The sequence below is a fragment of the Pedobacter sp. 10L46_2 genome, assembly GCF_056395165.1.
Window position 1 is genome coordinate 41,500 of the sequence record NZ_JBFTIZ010000008.1, and the last position, 18,759, is coordinate 60,258.

15 protein-coding genes and 1 pseudogene are annotated in these 18,759 nt (G+C 41.4%); 9 read left to right on the forward strand and 7 right to left on the reverse strand.

Annotation, left to right across the window (positions count from 1 at the left end; genetic code table 11):
- The first annotated feature begins 5 nt into the window (after positions 1–5).
- Complete coding sequence (locus AC1DDX_RS02305; protein ID WP_288878967.1) at positions 6–1,001, forward strand: ABC transporter permease; 996 nt, start codon at positions 6–8, stop codon at positions 999–1,001.
- Between the two features lie 5 nt (positions 1,002–1,006).
- Here the strand turns inward: AC1DDX_RS02305 and AC1DDX_RS02310 are convergent, their stop codons facing one another.
- The 4 genes from AC1DDX_RS02310 to AC1DDX_RS02325 all read right to left on the reverse strand — a co-directional run bounded on the left by AC1DDX_RS02310 (position 1,007) and on the right by AC1DDX_RS02325 (position 4,074).
- The gene (locus AC1DDX_RS02310) at positions 1,007–1,465 is read right to left on the reverse strand and encodes a MaoC family dehydratase (RefSeq protein WP_172659750.1); all 459 of its coding nucleotides are present in this window, start codon (positions 1,463–1,465) and stop codon (positions 1,007–1,009) included.
- Positions 1,466–1,606: 141 nt separating this feature from the next.
- The gene (locus AC1DDX_RS02315) at positions 1,607–2,527 is read right to left on the reverse strand and encodes a helix-turn-helix domain-containing protein (protein ID WP_172659751.1); all 921 of its coding nucleotides are present in this window, start codon (positions 2,525–2,527) and stop codon (positions 1,607–1,609) included.
- A gap of 17 nt (positions 2,528–2,544) precedes the next feature.
- The gene (locus AC1DDX_RS02320; protein WP_288878968.1) at positions 2,545–3,438 is read right to left on the reverse strand and encodes an NAD(P)H-binding protein; all 894 of its coding nucleotides are present in this window, start codon (positions 3,436–3,438) and stop codon (positions 2,545–2,547) included.
- 84 nt (positions 3,439–3,522) lie between these two features.
- Positions 3,523–4,074, reverse strand: a complete 552-nt coding sequence (locus AC1DDX_RS02325; RefSeq protein ID WP_288878969.1) for a hypothetical protein — start codon at positions 4,072–4,074, stop codon at positions 3,523–3,525.
- Between the two features lie 102 nt (positions 4,075–4,176).
- Here AC1DDX_RS02325 and AC1DDX_RS02330 point away from each other — a divergent pair, with 102 nt between their 5' ends.
- From AC1DDX_RS02330 to AC1DDX_RS02345, 4 genes are all read left to right on the forward strand, one after another.
- Positions 4,177–4,743 (forward strand): Crp/Fnr family transcriptional regulator, encoded by a 567-nt coding sequence (locus tag AC1DDX_RS02330; protein WP_172659754.1) that lies wholly within the window; start codon positions 4,177–4,179, stop codon positions 4,741–4,743.
- 94 nt (positions 4,744–4,837) lie between these two features.
- Complete coding sequence (locus AC1DDX_RS02335; protein ID WP_246269421.1) at positions 4,838–5,614, forward strand: type 1 glutamine amidotransferase domain-containing protein; 777 nt, start codon at positions 4,838–4,840, stop codon at positions 5,612–5,614.
- 182 nt (positions 5,615–5,796) lie between these two features.
- The gene (locus AC1DDX_RS02340; protein ID WP_172659755.1) at positions 5,797–6,765 is read left to right on the forward strand and encodes a glycosyltransferase family A protein; all 969 of its coding nucleotides are present in this window, start codon (positions 5,797–5,799) and stop codon (positions 6,763–6,765) included.
- Positions 6,766–6,898: 133 nt separating this feature from the next.
- Positions 6,899–7,123, forward strand: coding sequence for a CDGSH iron-sulfur domain-containing protein (locus tag AC1DDX_RS02345; RefSeq protein WP_337716535.1), 225 nt, complete (start codon positions 6,899–6,901; stop codon positions 7,121–7,123).
- 54 nt (positions 7,124–7,177) lie between these two features.
- On the opposite strand, the gene AC1DDX_RS02350 is transcribed toward AC1DDX_RS02345, so the two are convergent.
- Positions 7,178–7,681, reverse strand: coding sequence for a 3-keto-disaccharide hydrolase (locus tag AC1DDX_RS02350; protein WP_477621751.1), 504 nt, complete (start codon positions 7,679–7,681; stop codon positions 7,178–7,180).
- A gap of 34 nt (positions 7,682–7,715) precedes the next feature.
- On the reverse strand, positions 7,716–9,632 hold the full coding sequence (locus AC1DDX_RS02355; RefSeq protein WP_477621752.1) for a beta-L-arabinofuranosidase domain-containing protein: 1,917 nt from the start codon (positions 9,630–9,632) through the stop codon (positions 7,716–7,718).
- Positions 9,633–9,850: 218 nt separating this feature from the next.
- On the opposite strand from AC1DDX_RS02355, the gene AC1DDX_RS02360 reads away from it, so the two are divergent.
- Entirely contained in the window at positions 9,851–11,512 is a 1,662-nt protein-coding gene (locus AC1DDX_RS02360; RefSeq protein WP_337716539.1) for a glycoside hydrolase family protein, read from the forward strand.
- Positions 11,513–11,514: 2 nt separating this feature from the next.
- On the opposite strand, the gene AC1DDX_RS02365 is transcribed toward AC1DDX_RS02360, so the two are convergent.
- Positions 11,515–12,828: a hypothetical protein gene (locus AC1DDX_RS02365; protein WP_337716541.1), complete on the reverse strand. Its 1,314-nt coding sequence runs from the start codon at positions 12,826–12,828 to the stop codon at positions 11,515–11,517.
- Positions 12,829–12,999: 171 nt separating this feature from the next.
- On the opposite strand from AC1DDX_RS02365, the gene AC1DDX_RS02370 reads away from it, so the two are divergent.
- The 3 genes and pseudogenes from AC1DDX_RS02370 to AC1DDX_RS02380 all read left to right on the forward strand — a co-directional run.
- The gene (locus tag AC1DDX_RS02370) at positions 13,000–16,050 is read left to right on the forward strand and encodes a SusC/RagA family TonB-linked outer membrane protein (RefSeq protein WP_337716543.1); all 3,051 of its coding nucleotides are present in this window, start codon (positions 13,000–13,002) and stop codon (positions 16,048–16,050) included.
- Between the two features lie 2 nt (positions 16,051–16,052).
- A complete protein-coding gene (locus tag AC1DDX_RS02375; RefSeq protein ID WP_337716545.1) occupies positions 16,053–17,735 on the forward strand; it encodes a RagB/SusD family nutrient uptake outer membrane protein in 1,683 nt (560 codons plus the stop codon).
- Positions 17,736–17,751: 16 nt separating this feature from the next.
- Positions 17,752–18,759: pseudogene (locus AC1DDX_RS02380) on the forward strand (hypothetical protein); the annotation flags it as partial.

Sequence of the window (18,759 nt, forward strand, 5' to 3'; positions counted from 1 at the left end):
AAACCATGAACAGTCAAATTAATATATATAAGACCGCAAAAGGAATCCGGAAATCCAGTCCCTTTGGTGTAGTTCTTCACAAGGAAATGGCAGATCATATCCGAAGCTGGCGCTTTATTGTGCTGATCGGGTTGATCACACTAACGTTCATTGGGTCAATGTACGTGTCCTTAGGTAATATCCGCTCAGCCATAAGCAATACCAATGATCCGGATCACACTTTTCTATACCTTAAGTTATTAACTACCACTGATAATTCCACGCCGCCCTTCCATGTGTTTCTGAGCTTTCTTGGGCCCTTATTAGGTATCAGTCTGGGGTTCGATGCGATCAATATAGAGCAGAACAACGGAACGCTTACAAGAATTATGGCACAGCCCCTTTATAGGGACAACCTGTTGCTGGCCAAGTTTGTAAGTGCCATGATCATGGTCGGCACCTTATTCTTCGTATTAACTTTGTTGATGACAGGAGGAGGTCTGATCCTGACAGGGGTAAGGATGGAGCCACAGGAACTGTTAAGGATATTAGGCTTCGTGGTGATCAGCCTTATCTATGTAGGCTTTTGGCTGAGTTTGTCTATCGTACTATCTATTAAGTTCAGGCAAGCGGCTACTTCAGCGCTTACCGCTATAGGTATATGGCTATTTTTTACAGTATTTTACCAGATTATTGTCAACCTTGCAATCAGGTCCATTCTGCCTGATCCCAGTTTTTTGAGTCAGGACCAAATCCTGCGTTACAATGAGTTTATCCTCGATCTGTTGCGAATCGCACCCAACCAGCTTTATACAGATGCGAGCACAACCATGCTGATGCCATCCGTTCGAAGTCTTGGCCCGATGACGATGGAGCAAATGGCCGGTGCAATACCTGCGCCTTTGCCATTTAGAGAGAGCTTAATGATCGTGTGGCCTCAGGTAAGTGGTCTTATAGGAGCAACCGCAGCTTGTTTTGCGCTTTCCTATTATCTGTTTATGCGTCGTGAAATTCGATCTTAAATATGTTATATAAAATGATACAGGAATACTACATTCCCGGTATAAGCTGGTTTCGGTTGATCTTTAATGATAAGCGTAGCTTCAATAACAACTTTGGTAACACCTCTCAAGTTTGCTATCGAATTAAGCTTAGCCTTTAGTTGTACCTCACTGTCAACTAAAACGGCCTGGCCAAACCTAAAAGACTCTATACCGTAGTTTATTTCCATTTTAATGTTGCGAACATCGGCAATCTGTTTCCATAAGTATGGAATTAACGATAAGGTTAAATATCCATGTGCTATTGTAGCCTTAAATGGACCTTCGCTTTCCGCTTTTTCTTTATCAACATGAATCCATTGGTGATCCAATGTTGCATCAGCGAATTTATTAATCTGTTCCTGATCTATTTTATGCCAATTAGAAATACCTAACTCTTTGCCTAAATGCGATTTATATTCTTCAAAACTATTGATTATTAACATATATGTATTTATTTATCAATTAAGAGCCATTTCTATACCTTAGACAAAAGCATCAACTGTGCCAAGTTAACAATAAGTTGATTTGAACAAAACTTCTTTCCAAGAATATTTTACTGTTTGGCTTTCTTTAGGATAATTTAGCTAAATAAATGCATTTCTGAATTCTAAAGGCGAAAGATTGGTTTTCTTTTTAAATAACTTGCTAAACGACTGTGAATGTTCAAAACCTAAGGTATAGGCTATTTCACTTACAGATAAAGTTGTGGTAGATAATCTTTCTTTTGCTTTTTCAATCAGCTTTTCATGTATATGTTGCTGGGTACTTTGGCCAGTTAATGTTTTAAGTAACCCACTTAAATAACTGGGTGATACATTTAGTGCTTCCGCAATGTATGTTACGGTAGGGAGGCCCCTTTTCATTAAATCGTCACTGTTAAAATATTCGGTAAGTAGGTCTTCCAGCTTGTTTAAGGTTTTATGGCTGCTTATTTTTCTAGTAAGAAACTGCCGGTTGTAAAACCTTCCTGCATAAGTTAGCAATAATTCTAGTTGAGCTATAATAAGGTCCTGACTGAACTTGTCTATATTGGCCTGGTACTCCTGCTCAATGTTTAGCATAATGGCGGAAATCATTTCCTCTTCTTTTTCAGATAGAAACAGGGCCTCATGCACAGAATAATCAAAGTATTCGTATTCCTTTATTTTTCTGGCCAGCGGGGTATTCCAAAGAAAATCGGGATGGATATAGAGTATCCATCCTGAATGTTTCAATTTCTCGTTATTGTTCACCTCAATGCTAAAAACCTGTCCGGGCGACATAAAAGTCATAATGCCTTCATCAAAATCATAAGCCTGCTGGCCGTATTTCATTTTGCCATTAAAGTTTCTTTTTAGCGCAATGCAGTAAAAATCCAACACCAGACTAACCGGTTCACTGTCTTGCAAACGCGATATCGCTTCTACGTTAATCACGCTAATCAGCGGATGTTCGGGTTTAGGTAGTTCCCTGAACTTATGAAATTCGCTGATCGTTTTAAACCTATGGGGTGCTGTACTGGCCATATCACAAATTAATCATTTTAGTTAAAGACCGCGGCAAATTCTTTTGCAAAATCACTCAATTTTACTTTTCCCATAACTGCCGGTTTATTGCGGTTATAATCTTCTGCCAACAAACCGTTATGAAGACTTGCATACATTTCAGTCAGGCCAGCTGCAATGCGGGGGTTCATTCCAATTGATTCTAAACCGTTTTGCGTTTCTTCATCAGAAATGATCACCCATTTCAACTCAGGCTTGCCTATGGCAGTTCCTAAAATACGTGCAGTTTGGTTGCCTGTAAGTTCTTCGCTGGCTACATAGCGTACTTTTCTGCCGGTAAATGGTATTACTAATTCTTCGGCAACCGCGGCAGCAATGTCTATTGGCGAAACCCATGGGATAATACTTTCCGCACCATAGTTTGCGGCTATAACGCCACCGTTTTTGATCATATCTGTATAGCCATATAGATTATAAAAGAAGGATGTAGGGCGGATGTGGGTAATGGCTACTTCTGGCGATAACCCATTTAAAATACCTTCAACATTGTGTGCACCAAGCAGAATACCCGAACCCTGTTCTAAATGGGCACCAATGGTACTCAGGTTAACTACGCGTGTTACCCCGGATTTTTCAATGGCATCGGCGTAGTTTTGACCAAGCTGGCGATAGTAAGCAAGAAGATCAAGGCTATGGTCAAAGTAATTGTTGGGTGGCACCATGGTATATGCTGCATCTGCGCCGGTAAAGGTTTCTGTCAAAAAGTTTACATCTTCTAAAGAACCTATAGCAGGTATGGCACCTAAATCTGCTATCTCAGTTTTTTTGTCCGGGTTACTGCTTATTACGGTAACCTGGTGACCTTGTTGTACTAATGTTTTGGTTAATGGTCTGCTAATGTGACCTAATGAACCTGTGATTGTTATTTTCATCGGAGTATAATTTTATTGATACTCCAAAGGTCTGCAGGATAAAGCAGGGGTATGTAGCCGAATCTACTGTTGTTGTAGTCAGATTTAAGTACCCTTCTTTCTCAATTCATTTGCTAAACCTTTAATAAATAAGTAATTAATAGTCCCGCCAATCACGCCGCCTGCCACCGGTACTAAGCGTCTGCTTAATTTAGATCCTAAATTCATCAGTATTTTCTCTGCAACCTCTTCCATAATGTTTTTGCTGATGGCCAATTTGGCATCGGCCTTAACAGATGAGGCTACAATCTTAAAAAAGTCGTCAAAACTGATTTTATACTTGCCGGTATTGTGGTAAGAAATAGCCAGGGTAACCCTAAATTGCTGAGTGATAATGTTAATCACATCCAGCGGTGTACCAATAAGCATGGTGCCAACGCCACCCACTCCGGTAATTAATCCTGAGCCTGCTGCCAATAAAGCACATTGATTGGTAAATTTATCGATCCCCATAGCATCCACACCTTTTTTGATGTTCAGCTGGTCAATCTGATTAAAAATCTGCTTAAAGCCACCTGCTGCCAGTTGCTTAAAGCTTCCCTGGATGTCCGTTCTTACCTTTTTAAAATTGATCCGCTTAAACGATGGTAAATTCATTCCTTTTTGTTTTAGTACAAATTGATAGTACTACTTTCATGCCAGAGCAGAAATTCAAAAAAAGTAAATAGATTTGTTTTCCTTCAAAAACCTGTTTTTGTAATGAATAGTGCGTTAAAGCAACATATAGAAAAAATTACTCCATTAACGGATGCCGAATTCGAATATGTTTCTTCAATGTTCAGCAGTAAAAAGCTTAAGAAACATCAATTCCTGGTACAGGAAGATAGTGAGGTCCACAACGAGTATTGGGTAGTAAAAGGATTGCTTAAAGCCTACCATACAGACGAAGACGGGAAGATACACATTCTGCAGTTTGCCATGGAAGACTGGTGGATCACCGATTTTCAGGCCTACATGAATTGCACCCCGGCAACAATTGCTATAGATTGTATAGAAGACTGTGAATTGCTTGTTTTATCGAGAGATAATAAGGAAAAGCTGTGCAATGAATTACATAGCATTGCCAATTTCTTTCGTAAAAAATCCAATGTTGGGTATGTTGCACTGCAACAGCGTATCCTGCTGTTGCTCAATAAAAATCCTCAGGAAAGATATAACCGTCTGTTTAAACTGAATCCAAAATTGCTCCAGCGTCTTCCTAAAACTTTACTGGCATCTTATTTAGGGGTGTCAAGAGAAACCCTAAGCCGGTTAAGCCATCCATAGTGTGCGTGTAATCACAATTATTTTGTGATTAGCATCCTTCTTGCTGTCGTATTATTGTTCCAACTTTGCATCATTATATTTTATCTTATATAGAATGAATTTGATCAAAAAAGGAATGATGGCTCTTGCTGCGTGTGCCATTTTCATCTCCCTAACCTTGTCTGCGGCGGCACAATCAAAAAATAAAGCAAATACTATGAAAAAGAAAATTCTGTTTGTGGTTACCAGCCACGATAAAAAAGGAAGCACCGGTGATCCCACAGGTTATTACCTGGGTGAAGTAACCCATGCCTGGAAAGTACTAAAAGATGCGGGTTATGAAATAGATTTTGTTAGCCCGAAGGGAGGTCAGCCTCCGGTTGATGGCCTGGATTTAAGAGATGCAGTAAATAAGGAATTCTGGGACGACCAATATTATCACAATAAAATCAATCATAGTTTAAAACCTGCTGAGATAAAGCCCGAAGAATATTCAGCTATTTATTATGCAGGGGGGCATGGAGCGGTTTGGGATTTTCCTGATAACGAAGAAATCTCGGCAATAGCCACTAAAATATACGAAAATAACGGTATTGTCAGTGCGGTTTGTCATGGTCCTGCAGGGATTGTGAACATTAAATTGCGCGATGGCAAGTACCTGATAGCTGGTAAGAAAGTGAACGGCTTTACCAATGAGGAAGAGGTAGCCGTTAAATTGGATAAAGTTGTTCCTTTTTTATTGGAAGATAAGCTGATTGAGCGAGGTGGCATTTATGAAAAATCGGCCCCCTGGCAAGAGCATGTAGTAACTGATCAGCGATTGGTTACCGGACAAAATCCCCAGTCTGCACATGCAGTTGGTAAAGCGGTTTTGGCATTACTTTCAAAATAAATACAATATTAATGCAGCTATGACGGCAGGAGCATAGCTGCATTAATATTACTTGTATATCAATTAGTTTTTTAGTAATTTCAACTTACTGATAATATAGGGATTAGCTGGCTACGGTAACCTCGTAACAGGCATTTGTCAGGACCAGACGGACCACCATATTTTAATTTATTAGCATAGCTATGTTTATATCGATTATCACTCCTACCTATAATCGTGCTGATACGCTTCATCGTTGTTATGAGTCGTTGAGCAAACAGTCTTTTAAAAATTTTGAGTGGATTATTGTTGATGATGGCTCTACAGATGATACATCAGAAACCGTGTCGGCGTGGCAGCGTGAGTCGCCTTTAAATATTAATTATTATCAGAAACCCAACGGGGGCAAGCCCTCTGCCGTAAATCAGGGCGTAAAGCTTGCAAGCGGTGAAATGTGTGCAATACTTGATTCCGATGATGCCCTTTGCCACGATGGGCTTAAAACCTTAGTTGATGAATGGGAAAGCCTCTCACCGGATGTAAGGGATAAGTATTGGTGTGTATGTGCTTTGGTGGAGGATTCGATTACAAAACAGGTTGTCGGCGACTTATTTCCTGCAGATCACATCACCATTACAGGAGGTGAATTTCAGTTTAAGTATAAAATAATAGGTGAAAAATTTGGCTTAATGCGTACCGCATTGTTAAAGAAGAATCCATATCCAGAAGCAGAGGGCTATAAATTTGTACCCGAAAGTTATATTTGGAATAGGTTGGGGCGACAATACCAGTACATCTGCATCAATACAGTAGTGCGAACTTATTTTATCCCAACAGGCTCTGGTTTTGGCAATCTGAGTGGCAAAGCAAACAGAATCCGAAATGCCAAAGGTTTAACTATGTGTGATGTTGATGTAGTGAATGAAGACCTGCCACATTGGTTTTTCAGCTCGCCCGTATTCTTTTTCAAAAGAGCCGCTCAGCTCTCCCGTTACGGAATGCATTCTGAATCTTTTTTGCGCCAGTATAACAGCATAGGAACCGGATGGGGTAAGGCGCTTGTTTTACTCTCGTTCCCACTTGGCTTTACACTTTATTTAGCAGACAAGCTATGGTTTAAATATTATTACGCCCCAGCCAAGGCTAAATTATTAAGAGATACCGTTTCCTGAAACCGATAGTTCAAAATTGGAATTGGTGGCGAAGGGTGTCCGCAATATGGATTAAACAGAGAACGTTTCTAAATTGAAATGATCTTGCCTGGTCTGTTTACTTTGTTTTAGCTTTGGCCAAAATTAAAAATAGATGTCAAAAACGAAGCTTACAATTAACAATAACGGATCGGTAAAGATAGAAGGCGATTTTGAAATCGTTGACAAGAATGGTGAAGTGTACGGATTGCAGGGCAGAACTGTGCTATCAATTTGTCGCTGCGGACTTTCAAAAAATAAACCATTTTGCGATGGATCTCATAATGGTCATTTTGAGCATGAGGCTGTGGCGTTTGATCTGCCTCCTAAAAAGGTTTAATTTGCCGGAAGGGTATAAATTATAAAAAGGGGTTTCAATTTGATACCCCTTTTTTTACTTCACTTCTTTAACAAGTAAATTATCAATGCTTGCCAGTGAATCATAGGCCCTAACGCCAATCATACCGCTTTTAAATTCTGAATCTTTTACAGATATCAATGGCTTTTCTGATCCGTTAAAGTATACCTTAATGTCACTGCCTTTGGCTTCTATTTTAACCTTGTATGACTTTCCTATTTCTAATTTTTGCTGTTCTGATGCAAGTGCAACCCATTTCTGGTCAGATGATTTGCCCAATTGGATCGTGCCTGTTTCTGCATCAATTCCCAGGTAATAGCCCTTATACATATCTGCACCAAGTACCGCATCCGTCACTCTAAAAACCAGACCGGCATTTCCTTTTGAGTTTAGCTGTACGGTGGCCTCGTAGCTCAGGTCCTTAAACATGGTACTGCTCGCAATCGCTTTTGAACCATGGATCCCATATCCCCAGGAACCTTTGTTAGATGCGGCGTGGATTGCTCCATCTTTAATAAACCAGCTGCCGCCATATAACAACCAGTCTTTAACTGTAGCATTGTCAAAGTTTTCTTTAAACAGGAGTAAGGGTTATTTCTTCTGTCTGTTCCGATGAAGCAACCGGACTTCTTGGTACTTCAAAGGCATGCATTTTATTATAAGCCATGGTCCATGAAGGTATTTTCTTTGCAGAGACTTTCAGTTTAACAGGCGTAGTGGCTTGGATAAACGGATTCTCGGGCATAGCTGTGTTTTGAACTTTTACCGAAGCAGCCAGATTCTTACGATCTATCACCAATCCATAGTTCCAGGGCGAAGCAGAGGACACCTCATAGTCAAAAAAGCCTTCTACAGGATGTTTTTTACGAATACTGTATTTAGCATTCATCTGTAATCCATACACCAAGGGGCCACGTTCTACAGTAACCGATTGGTTTACCTGATCTGATACTTTTACTTCCATTGGGAAATTAAGTACTACCTCGTCATTGCTGCTCCATGATCGGTTTACGGTATAAACCTGACCGATTTTAACATTCGATAATGCTTTGCCATTCACCGCTATTTGCGGATTTTTACACCATTCGGGTATTCTTAATTTCAATGGGAAAGTGGCAGCCTTTGCTAAGTCTATTTTAATTCTGATCTGCTCTTCAAAAGGATAGTTGGTCACCACATTCAATTTAACGGGAACGGCATCAGCTACAAAAGCATTCAGCTCAACCGGGGCATAGGCAATTACGGCCAAACCCTTATCAGGAGTTGCTGCCCAGCTGTTTTTTACAAAATAAGGCCATCCCATGTGCATGTTGTACCTGCAGCATCCCATGCCGGGGTACGGACTTAAAAGGATTCCTCCATCGTAGTCCTCATCAAAACCAGAGTTACCGTGCTTACATACCACCTGGTTGGGCTGTGTATAATATAAATGAGATTTAATGTCTCTGCTAAACTGCGATGGCAAGGTGTTAAAAGCAATTTTCTCCAGTCTGTCGCCAATCTGTGTATCATGAACTATTCGGGCTGTGGTTTCCAGACTTTGCATCCATTCTACCACGGTACAAGTCTCCGTTCCCTGAAAGGAACTTCTGCCAGCCAGGAATTCTGTTCCCGATGCAATGCCCGATGCCTGTCCGTGATCTCTTATTAAATTATAGATTCCTTTTTCAGTTGCATCTCTGTAAAATGGAGTGTTGTTCAACTGTGAGTAAATTGCCGGAAGTTTAAGCGCCTGACCAACACTAACGCTGTGTTTGGTATGGAAATCATCGCCATAATGGTAGAACTGGTTATTTGTATAGATATCTGCCCAAGGATAGGCCTGTGATTTTAGTTTTTCTGCTAAGGTTAGCAGCGACCTTTCGCCAGTTCTGTTGTATAACCACAATACCAATTCTATGTTGTCGCCGGTTCTAGATTTGCTCCATTCCGTTAATGGTTTTTTATCCAGGTTCTCCAGCTGATACTTAAAATATTTGGTAAAAAAACCAATCACCCGTTCATCGCCGGTAGCCTCATAATAACTTTGTATGGCATACATCATTGGCATTCTTGGCCACCAGTCGTTCATTTTTGCTGGGCCAAAAGCTCCGTTCGCCTGCTGGTGGTCTAATGTCCAGTTTATCCATTTCTGCGATTTTGCTTTTAATTCAGGATTATCCAATGTATAAGCCAGTGCTATAAGTCCTTTTACGTAATAAGGAACACGTTCCCAACCTTCGCCATTGCCACCCAGCCAATCAGATTCAGGGCCAAGGTTAGATGCCTCCGGATAAAGTTCTTCGGCATGTCCGGTTGCGCCATCTTTTTGCAATTCCAATTGTTTCAATAACCAGCCTTTGGCTTTTATACTGCCAAGGGGAAGCTGTATGTACGTGTCGGCGGTTAGCGGCGCACGGTTGTATATATATTGCTTTCCAGGGCTGTTTTGCGCAAAGAGCAATGACGGGATCGAAGCAAATGCCAAGATGAGTGATTTCTTAACGTTCATGTTTATAAATGGCTTTGTGTGTTTAAAGAACAAGTTTATTATAAAATATTTACTGTTTCAGCTCTTATATGTAAATTGATACAATCTGAAGAATTTTTGAAACGTATAGGCGAGTATTATCACTGAATGTTAATATTACTTAATGAATGGATAAGAAATCAAAATTACGGGTTTCAGAATGTGCTTTATTTGTTGCCGAATTTAGTTGATCTCATGAAATGAAAAAGTACCTGTTTATTCCCCTCATCCTTTGTGTTTTATTTTTAACACCCTGCATGCTTATTGCCCAAATAACGGAAAGGCCAAGACCTGTTGAATGGGATCAGCTGGTAGAAGGCGGGCGGTTTAAAGATCGTTTGTTACCTATGCCAAAAGGCAAGCTCAGCAGTGATACCTGGGGTGCCAAAGGTGTATTGCCAAGGTACGTAGATAATGGCATTGAAGACCGCATCAGATCTTATTGGGGAGGGAAAATAATTTTAGGATCGGATAAACTCTATCACCTTTATGTAGCCGGCTGGCTCGAAAGTTCGGCGAAAGGTCATGCCGAGTGGCCAAATTCAATTGTTTACCATACGGTAAGCGATAACTCAATTGGCCCTTTTGTGGTAAAAGACACTATAGGCAAAGGGCATAATCCTGAAGTTTTCCGGATCAAAGACGGCAGATATGTGATTTATATTATTGACGGATATTACATTTCAAATAGTTTAAACGGGCCATGGGAATTAAAGCATTTTGATTTTGAGAAAAGAGATCGCCCGATTATCGAGGGCCTGTCTAATTTAACCTTTGCGCAAAGAGAAGACGGCTCTTACCTTATGGTGTGCAGAGGTGGTGGTGTATGGATCAGTAAAACAGGAATTTCTGCTTACAATCAAATTACCGACAGAAGGGTATACCCCAATGTAAAGGGCGAGTTTGAGGATCCGGTGGTGTGGCGCGACAATGTTCAATACCATTTAATTGTGAACGACTGGTTAGGCAGAATCGCCTTTTACCAACGCTCAAAAGATGGGGTTAACTGGGTTACAGATCCCGGAGAGGCATATACCATTGGAGTAGCTAAACATGAAGACGGACAGGTGGAAGACTGGTATAAATTTGAACGTATTAAAGTGCTTCAGGATAATTATGGAAGAGCTATTCAGGCGAACTTTGCAGTAATAGATACTTCTAAGGCAGATGATAAAGCCAGCGACCGCCATAGTTCCAAAAACATCAGCGTACCGTTGAACCCGGGGGTTTTGCTGACCATGCTGAACAAGGAAATGCCGACAGCTAAAACCAAAGTGATCAGCGTTAAAATTGCAGCCGAAAAAGGCTTTAACCCGCAAATAGATGTAGATGTTAAATCCCTTCGTTTTGGGGCGTCAACAGAAGTTAACTTTGGCAGGGGCAGCAAGGTATTAAGTGTGGTAAAATCAAACAAAGATCTGATTGTAAATTTTGATGCCAAAGGCAGTGGCATCACAAAAGAGGAATTTGCACCAAAGCTGATCGGGAAATCTACCGCAGGTAAGCTGCTTTACGGATACACCCGTGTGCCATGGTTAAACTATAATGAGGCCATTCTTTCAGCCCGTAAACCGGTATTTAGCTCAGAGAATAATAAAACCAAACTAAAAATAGAGGTAGAAAATTTTGGCCAGGTAGTGTCTAAAAAAAGCGTTTTAGAAGTTACCTGTCTTGTTGGTAACGAGAAGAAAACTTTAGGCATAGCAGCGGTTCCGGTACTACAGCCATACGGTAAAACAGAAGTTAGTTTGCTTACAGATCAGGTATTTGAAAAAGGGAAGGAGTATGCGTTTTCTGTAACGGTGAGTACCAATAACACAAAAGTTTCCGTATTCGAGTTTAAAGCGGTTCCTGTTAAATAAGATCAGAATGTTTCTTTTGTCTTCAGGTCTGAGATATGTAAGTTTTCGAAATAGCCTATTCCTGCTATTGTCAGTTTAACTCCCATTATCTTACCAATTGATTTGTTGTACTGTGTTTTAAAAGCTTCTTTAGAGTTGATGTATAGTTTAACCTGTTTGTTTTCAATTCGAAGCTTTAAATCAGCGCCGGTACTCAGGTCATGTCCAAGCGCCCTAAGGTCATATTTTGCGCCATCTTTAACATCTTCAGAAAACTGATAATGTGCCCAGGCCACACATTCGGGTTTAATGATGCCAAACACATGCTTATCCTTTTCTCCGTAAATAAACAGATCTGCTTGTGAGCATCTTACACCGGCCCTGTTTTCGGAAGAGGCAACGTGCACCGTCAGTTCAAAATTATCTCCGTTGATATTGGTAGGTCTTACGTGTGAAAAATGAACAAAGAACGTGCGGTTGGTATCCACACCGGCACTGTAAACTTCTCTTGCTGATACCGTAATTGGCGTTCTAAGGCCTAAATCTTTTACTAAAACCGGGTATACTCTTGTGGTATCCTGCATCACAGAAGTAATGGCACTCCAGGTTTTACTTTGCAGATAAACATATCCGGTATCGATGGGTCTTTTCTTATACAACAGCACAGGGTAGTACCTTCCTGGGATTTCGTAATAATGATTAAAAAGGCTGTCTGAGAGGTTAACCCTCTTTATCTTACCATCACCAAAATCAACAGAGAAATTAGAAGATGAATCAGGCAATGGTCCTGCTGCGTCCAGTTTAAATATAGCCGAATGTGGAGTAAGTCCTTCGGGGTTTATGCACTTCAGCTTTACGTTCTGGGCAAAAAGATCCGTGCCTGTATCTGGTTTTCTTAATAGTACTATCGCAATAAACGTAACCAGTACTATAAAAGCAATAAAGTATAACATTTTCTTATTGCTTTCCTGCTTATGCGTTTCAGGGGTTTTTGCAGGTGCCTTCTGTACTAATCCGGTTTTTACATCTATAATGGGATTCTTAAACTCAAATTCGTACCAGTCTCTGTAGCCTATAAATTTCGCAAGGGCATCGCGTGTTGCCTTTTGTGGATAATACCGGGTAGATGTTTTAGATTTTCCAAAGATTCTTTTAAGGGTGCTTTCGCTTAAATGAATGGATGTTTTACGTGACAATAAACCACTTAACCTTACATAGTCGCTGTTCGTCCAATCAGAAATTGGTTTTTCACCGATCTGCTCAGCTACCTTCTGACAGCATATGTCCAGCTGTTGAAAAAATATTGAATTTTCAGCTTGTTCAGAATACCTATTCATCTGGTGTAAGTGGTTGTTTTATAGTTGGTTAGGTTATCTAAAATATTGACCAATATTTTGGATATGGTATTGGCGGTTCATTCTGTAAAACGGGATATAAATTTACTAAACCAATCAAAACTAAATCAGATTGACAAATAACAATCTTTTTTAAAACTTAACCAAATATAAATGAAAAGAAAATTATTACTTCTGGCGATGTTTTTAGGCCTGCAATATGCAGCCGTCGCGCAAACCAAAAAAGTATCGGGTAAAGTTATCGATGCCACCACAAAACAACCTCTGGCGGGTGTTAGTATTACTGTTACAGACACCAGGCAGGGAACAAGTACAAATGCGGAAGGTGCGTTTACCTTAAATGCCCCTTCCGAAGCAAAAACCATTCTGTTAACATTTGTTGGCTACCAGGACCAAGTTGTTGAACTTACGGGTAAACCACTTCAAATTGGTCTGCTGGTCGATAATAAGGACCTCACCGAGGTTGTAGTAGTTGGTTATGGTACGCAAAGAAAAAAGGACCTTACCGGCGCAGTAACTTCAATAGGATCAAAGGATGTAGGAGGGCGGCAAACACTTCAGGTTTCTGAAGCCCTGCAAGGCAGTGTTGGCGGTGTTTCTGTAACCCGTACCAGCAGTGCTCCCGGCTCCGGATCCAACATCTCTATCAGGGGGATTACTACCATTGGAACAAACAGCCCGCTAATTATTCTGGACGGGGTGCCTGTAAGCAATATTGATAATGTAAACCCAAATGATGTTGAAAACATTACGGTACTAAAAGACGCTGCCTCGGCTGCAATTTACGGATCAAGAGGGGCGGCAGGCGTAATTTTAGTAACTACTAAAAGAGCTAAACAGGGGCAGAGCAGTCTGGAATATAACTACGAGTATGGCGTGCAAAGAGCAACCGCATTACCTGAATATGCAGGCGTACAGGATTATATGCGCTACTTTAATGAGCAGGCTACTAATGATGGTGCTTCTACCGGCCCTTTTCCACAATCAAGTATCGACAAGTACCTGGAAAACAACCTGGCAGATCCGGATAAGTATCCAAATACCAATTGGCAGGAAACCGTTATGACCAATAAATCGGCCCCACGCCAACGCCATGATCTGGTGTTTACCATGGGAACTGATAAAATAAAAACCAAGGCTTCGCTGGGCTATTCAGATGCCGGAGCATTTTACGACAACAGATCTTACAACAGATACCTGTTTCGTATCAACAACGACCTGCAGCTGAACAGCAAAATGAATATCAACTTAGATGTTGCCTATAAAAGAACAACCAACAAAGGCAATGCAAATGAATTAAGTAACAACTACAATCCCATTTATGAGGCGCGTATTATGCCTCCAATTTATGATGATTTCTATTCCAACGGGCTTTTGGCTTTTGGAAAGGATGGCAGAAACCCAATTGCCCAGATCAATGAGGGAGGATTTAGTAAAACCCTTGCAAATCAAATCAGCGGTCGCATTATGTTTAATTACAAACCCATTCAGGGACTTACGCTGACCATGCAGGTAGCACCAACTTTTGATCTGGATAAGGACAAGTATTTCTCTAAACAAATAAAGTTTACCAATGCCGATGGCAGTGTAAGTACCATTGTGAACCAGCCTAAAACTATCCTGAGCGAAGGCAGAAATGAGGCTTTTAGCATTAACGGGCAGTTGCTTGCTAACTATACCAGAGAGATTGCAAAAGACCATACCATTGATGTGCTTGTGGGTTATGAAGAAAATTACAGGTCACTTGAATCTTTGGGTGCTTCCAGAACCGGTTTTGCCCTTGTTGATTTTCCTTACTTAAATGCCGGAAGTACAGAACTGAGAGACAACTCGGGCAGTGCAAACGAATCAGGATTACATTCCCTGTTCAGTCGCTTGCAGTACAATTATAAAAACAAGTATTACATCCAGGGAAATATCCGTTCAGACAGATCTTCCCGATTTGCTGATAAATTCAGAAATGCGGTATACCCATCGGTTTCGGCAGGCTGGACAGTTACCGAAGAAAGCTTTATGAAAAGTATGAACTGGCTTTCTTTCCTTAAATTAAGAGGATCATGGGGCCGTGCTGGTAATGAACGATTGTTAGACAGGAACAATAACCCCGCTTACTATCCTTACCAGGCAACCATAGATTTTACAAATGCACTGTTCTATCAGAATGGAGTTGTTACCCCGTTAACTGGAGGCGGACAACAGGTATATGCAGTAGAGAATATCAGCTGGGAAACCAGTCAGACCACCGATGTGGGATTAGATGCAGCTTTTCTTGATAACAGGTTAACCGTTTCTGCTGATTACTATAAAAAGAAAACTTACGATATCCTTTTGCCGCTTGATATTCCGCTTTACTTAGGATATGACAAGCCTAACCAAAATGCGGGGGTATTAAATGTGAAGGGATGGGAACTGGAAATGGGCTGGAAAGATAAGATCGGGAACGTGAATTACGCTGTTGCAGCGAACGTTTCAGACGCCAAATCAAAAATCGGAGATCTAAAAGGGACAGAATTTAGAGGTGATCAGATTATCCGTAATGGCAGCGAATACAATGAATGGTTTGGTTATAAAGCCAATGGGATATTTCAGACAGCGGCAGAAGTTGCGGGAGCACCAGTGCTAAATGCAAACACTAAAGCAGGAGATATCCGCTACCAGGATCTGAATAATGATGGAAAGATCACTACCGACGATAAGGTGTTGCTTGGCGGAGCTTTACCCCGCTATCAGTATGGAGGAAATATAAGACTTGATTATATGGGCTTTGATTTTGGTGCAGTATTTCAGGGAGTTGGGAAAAAGTTAAGCCGGTTAAACGACGAAGTTACCCAACCATTTGCCGAAGCTTTTGGAAACGTACCAATTGAAATGGTTGGGAAATTCTGGAGCCCGAATAATACTGCCGAGCAAAACCTTCAGGCCACTTATCCAAGGTTATCGCGTACCTCTACGTCGAACAACTATACTTTGTCTGACTTTTGGTTAATCGACGGCTCTTACTTTCGTGTAAAAAACCTTACGCTGGGCTATACTTTAAAGGAAAGCTGGATAAAAAAGGCAGGCATTCAGTCGTTCCGTTTCTATGTCTCAGCTAACGACCTGTTTTCGTCCAGTAAGTTTCCAAAATATCTGGATCCTGAAGCCGGAAACTATGCTTACCCAATTGTAACCACAATATTGGCCGGTGCAACCTTAAAATTTTAATCATGAAAAAGTTCTATTTAATTATCATCATATCTGTAGGTCTTTCGGCCTGCAATAAACTCGACCTCAATCCACTTTCTGAGGCCTCGACCGGGAATTTTTATTCCAACCAAACCGAATTGGAACTGGCTGTTAATGACCTTTACCGACTGGTTTTCTGGGGGAATGATAACGAATTGTTTGGCGACAATGAGTGGCACCGCGGCCAGTTAACAAATGCAGTGATCGGCGGCACGATGAATGCCGACGATGCTGCGGTGCAAACTTATTGGTTAAACTGTTACAAAGCCATTGCAAGAGCGAACTCGTTTCTAGCCAATAAAGATAAAGCTGCGGCCAATACGCCAGCAGCAGTGATGTTGAGACTGGAAGCAGAGATGCGTTTGATCAGGGCAAACCAATATGCTAAACTGGTTACCCATTTTGGCGACGTTCCCTTATTAACAACCACTTTAACCCTCGAAGAATCATACGGGATCACCAGAACCGGTAAAGATCAGGTACTTGATTTTATTTTTAAAGAGCTTGATTTTGCTATCGCCAATTTGCCTGAGACCTATGCGCAGGCCGAAGTGAAAAGGTTAACCAAGGGTGCAGCCTTAGCTGTAAAAGCACGAACTGCTTTGTATGTAGGGAAATATGACGTGGCACGCGATGCTGCAAAAGCAGTAATGGATTTAGGTGCGGCCAATGTTTATAGCCTTAATGCCAGCTATTCTCAATTGTTTTTAAAAGCAGGTGAAACCAGCAAAGAGCTAATTATCAGTATTCCAAGAGATCAGGCCCAACAGGTTTTTAACGGAGCAGGTTATGTGCAGGACAATATTTCCAGAAATGCCGGTGGCTTTGGCGCCCAATTGCCAACACGGGATATTGTGGATGCTTATGAGTGTACTGATGGTAAACCCATTGATGAGTCGCCTTTGTACGACCCTAAACAGCCCTTCAAAAACCGCGATCCCCGTCTCACGGCAACTGTTGTGGAGTTCAACACCCAATGGCTGGGGTACAATTATACCCCGCATCCGGATTCTTTAACGGTTTATAGTTCAAAACAGAACAAAAGTGTATCCAATAAAGATTCACGTGCGGTTGCCGCATTTGCAAGCTATACCGGTTTCCTTTGGAAAAAGGGTATTGACCAAACCTGGGCCGACCGACTTGCCGAAGACAACGATGCCATCATTATCAGGTATGCCGAGATGCTGCTGACTTATGCAGAGGCAAAGGTAGAACTGGGAGAAGCGGATGCTACTGTTTTAGATGCCATTAACCAGGTGAGGGCAAGAGCCTATGGTGTTACTGCTGCACAAACCACCTTATATCCTGCTGTAACGACAACAGATCTAACAGAACTTAGAAAAGTTGTACGGAGAGAAAGAAGGGTAGAATTTGCAAAAGAGGGGCTTCGCTACATGGATTTGATCCGCTGGCACCTGGCCGAAAAGGCACTGACAAAACCAGTCATTGGTTTACCTGATCCGGCAAATCAAAACCGCTCAAAATGGCCTTTCCCGGGCATTACTCCGCTCGACGATGATGGCATAGCCGATTACTCGGGTTTTGGATCTGATGTTAAGGCACTTATTGAAAGGAAATTTGATAAAAACAAGCAATACCTGTGGCCTATACCGGCTGTAGAAAGAAGGGTAAACCCCAACATCACTCAGAACTTAAATTATTAACCTATAACACACACAAATGAATATTAGCCCTAATTTAAAAAGTTGTGCTGCCCTGGCGGCACTACTTTTATCTTTGAACACATTCGGACAGAAGACAACGAAACCACTGCAGGTAAGTGGTGTATATCCACATTTAGCTACGTTTAATGAGGGCTGGCCAAAAACAGAAAAAAGCACTGTAGGATTTGGTGAGGGGTTTGAAAATGGCATCGGAGCGATAACCCCATGGGCAAATAAGCTATGGATGGTTACCTATTCTCCTCATACCCCTAATGGAAGTGCAGATAAGCTTTATAGCGTAGATGCAGATCTGAATGTAACCATACATCCGGAAAGTATTGGCGGCACTCCTGCTAACAGGATGATCCATAAAGAATCGAATCAACTGATCACCAGTAGCTATTTTATTGATAAAAATGGAAAAGTAAGGGCAATTCCCTTTTCCGTAATGCCAGGCAGGATGACCGCAACCGCAAGGCACCTGACTGATCCGTCCAACAAAGTATACTTCTATGATATGGAGGGTAAGGTGTATGAGGTTGATGTAAATAGCCTTGCTGTTAAGAAACTATTTGAAAAACCTGTACCCGGCTGGCATGGAAAAGGCGCCTATACCGGTCAAAACCTCTTTGTTGTTGCGAACAACGGCGAGGATGCTGTTTTCAAATTGACGAAGGATATGCTAAAAGCAGGAGATTTGCCTAAGGGGCCAGAAGAAATGGGTGTTTTGGCAAGCTGGGATGGTAAGACCTGGAAAATCATAGAGCGAAAACAATTTACTGATATCACAGGACCCGGTGGTATTTATGGTTCACCAGACGATAAAAGTCCGCTATGGGCAATAGGCTGGGATAGGCGATCGGTAATTTTGAAGTTGCTTGATGGCGGACAATGGTATACTTATCGTTTGCCAAAAGCGGCACGTACCTACGACCATAGAGGCGGATGGTATACCGAATGGCCACGCATCAGGGAAGTTGGCAATGGAAAAATGCTGATGGATATGCATGGCATGATGTACGAC

Bases quoted from the DNA above. Each gene is read 5' to 3' on its own strand.
- AC1DDX_RS02305 (WP_288878967.1), top strand. From the start codon at position 6: ATGAACAGTCAAATTAATATATATAAGACCGCAAAAGGAATCCGGAAA.
- AC1DDX_RS02310 (WP_172659750.1), bottom strand. From the start codon at position 1,465: ATGTTAATAATCAATAGTTTTGAAGAATATAAATCGCATTTAGGCAAA.
- AC1DDX_RS02315 (WP_172659751.1), bottom strand. From the start codon at position 2,527: ATGGCCAGTACAGCACCCCATAGGTTTAAAACGATCAGCGAATTTCAT.
- AC1DDX_RS02320 (WP_288878968.1), bottom strand. From the start codon at position 3,438: ATGAAAATAACAATCACAGGTTCATTAGGTCACATTAGCAGACCATTA.
- AC1DDX_RS02325 (WP_288878969.1), bottom strand. From the start codon at position 4,074: ATGAATTTACCATCGTTTAAGCGGATCAATTTTAAAAAGGTAAGAACG.
- AC1DDX_RS02330 (WP_172659754.1), top strand. From the start codon at position 4,177: ATGAATAGTGCGTTAAAGCAACATATAGAAAAAATTACTCCATTAACG.
- AC1DDX_RS02335 (WP_246269421.1), top strand. From the start codon at position 4,838: ATGAATTTGATCAAAAAAGGAATGATGGCTCTTGCTGCGTGTGCCATT.
- AC1DDX_RS02340 (WP_172659755.1), top strand. From the start codon at position 5,797: ATGTTTATATCGATTATCACTCCTACCTATAATCGTGCTGATACGCTT.
- AC1DDX_RS02345 (WP_337716535.1), top strand. From the start codon at position 6,899: ATGTCAAAAACGAAGCTTACAATTAACAATAACGGATCGGTAAAGATA.
- AC1DDX_RS02355 (WP_477621752.1), bottom strand. From the start codon at position 9,632: ATGAACGTTAAGAAATCACTCATCTTGGCATTTGCTTCGATCCCGTCA.
- AC1DDX_RS02360 (WP_337716539.1), top strand. From the start codon at position 9,851: ATGAAAAAGTACCTGTTTATTCCCCTCATCCTTTGTGTTTTATTTTTA.
- AC1DDX_RS02365 (WP_337716541.1), bottom strand. From the start codon at position 12,828: ATGAATAGGTATTCTGAACAAGCTGAAAATTCAATATTTTTTCAACAG.
- AC1DDX_RS02370 (WP_337716543.1), top strand. From the start codon at position 13,000: ATGAAAAGAAAATTATTACTTCTGGCGATGTTTTTAGGCCTGCAATAT.
- AC1DDX_RS02375 (WP_337716545.1), top strand. From the start codon at position 16,053: ATGAAAAAGTTCTATTTAATTATCATCATATCTGTAGGTCTTTCGGCC.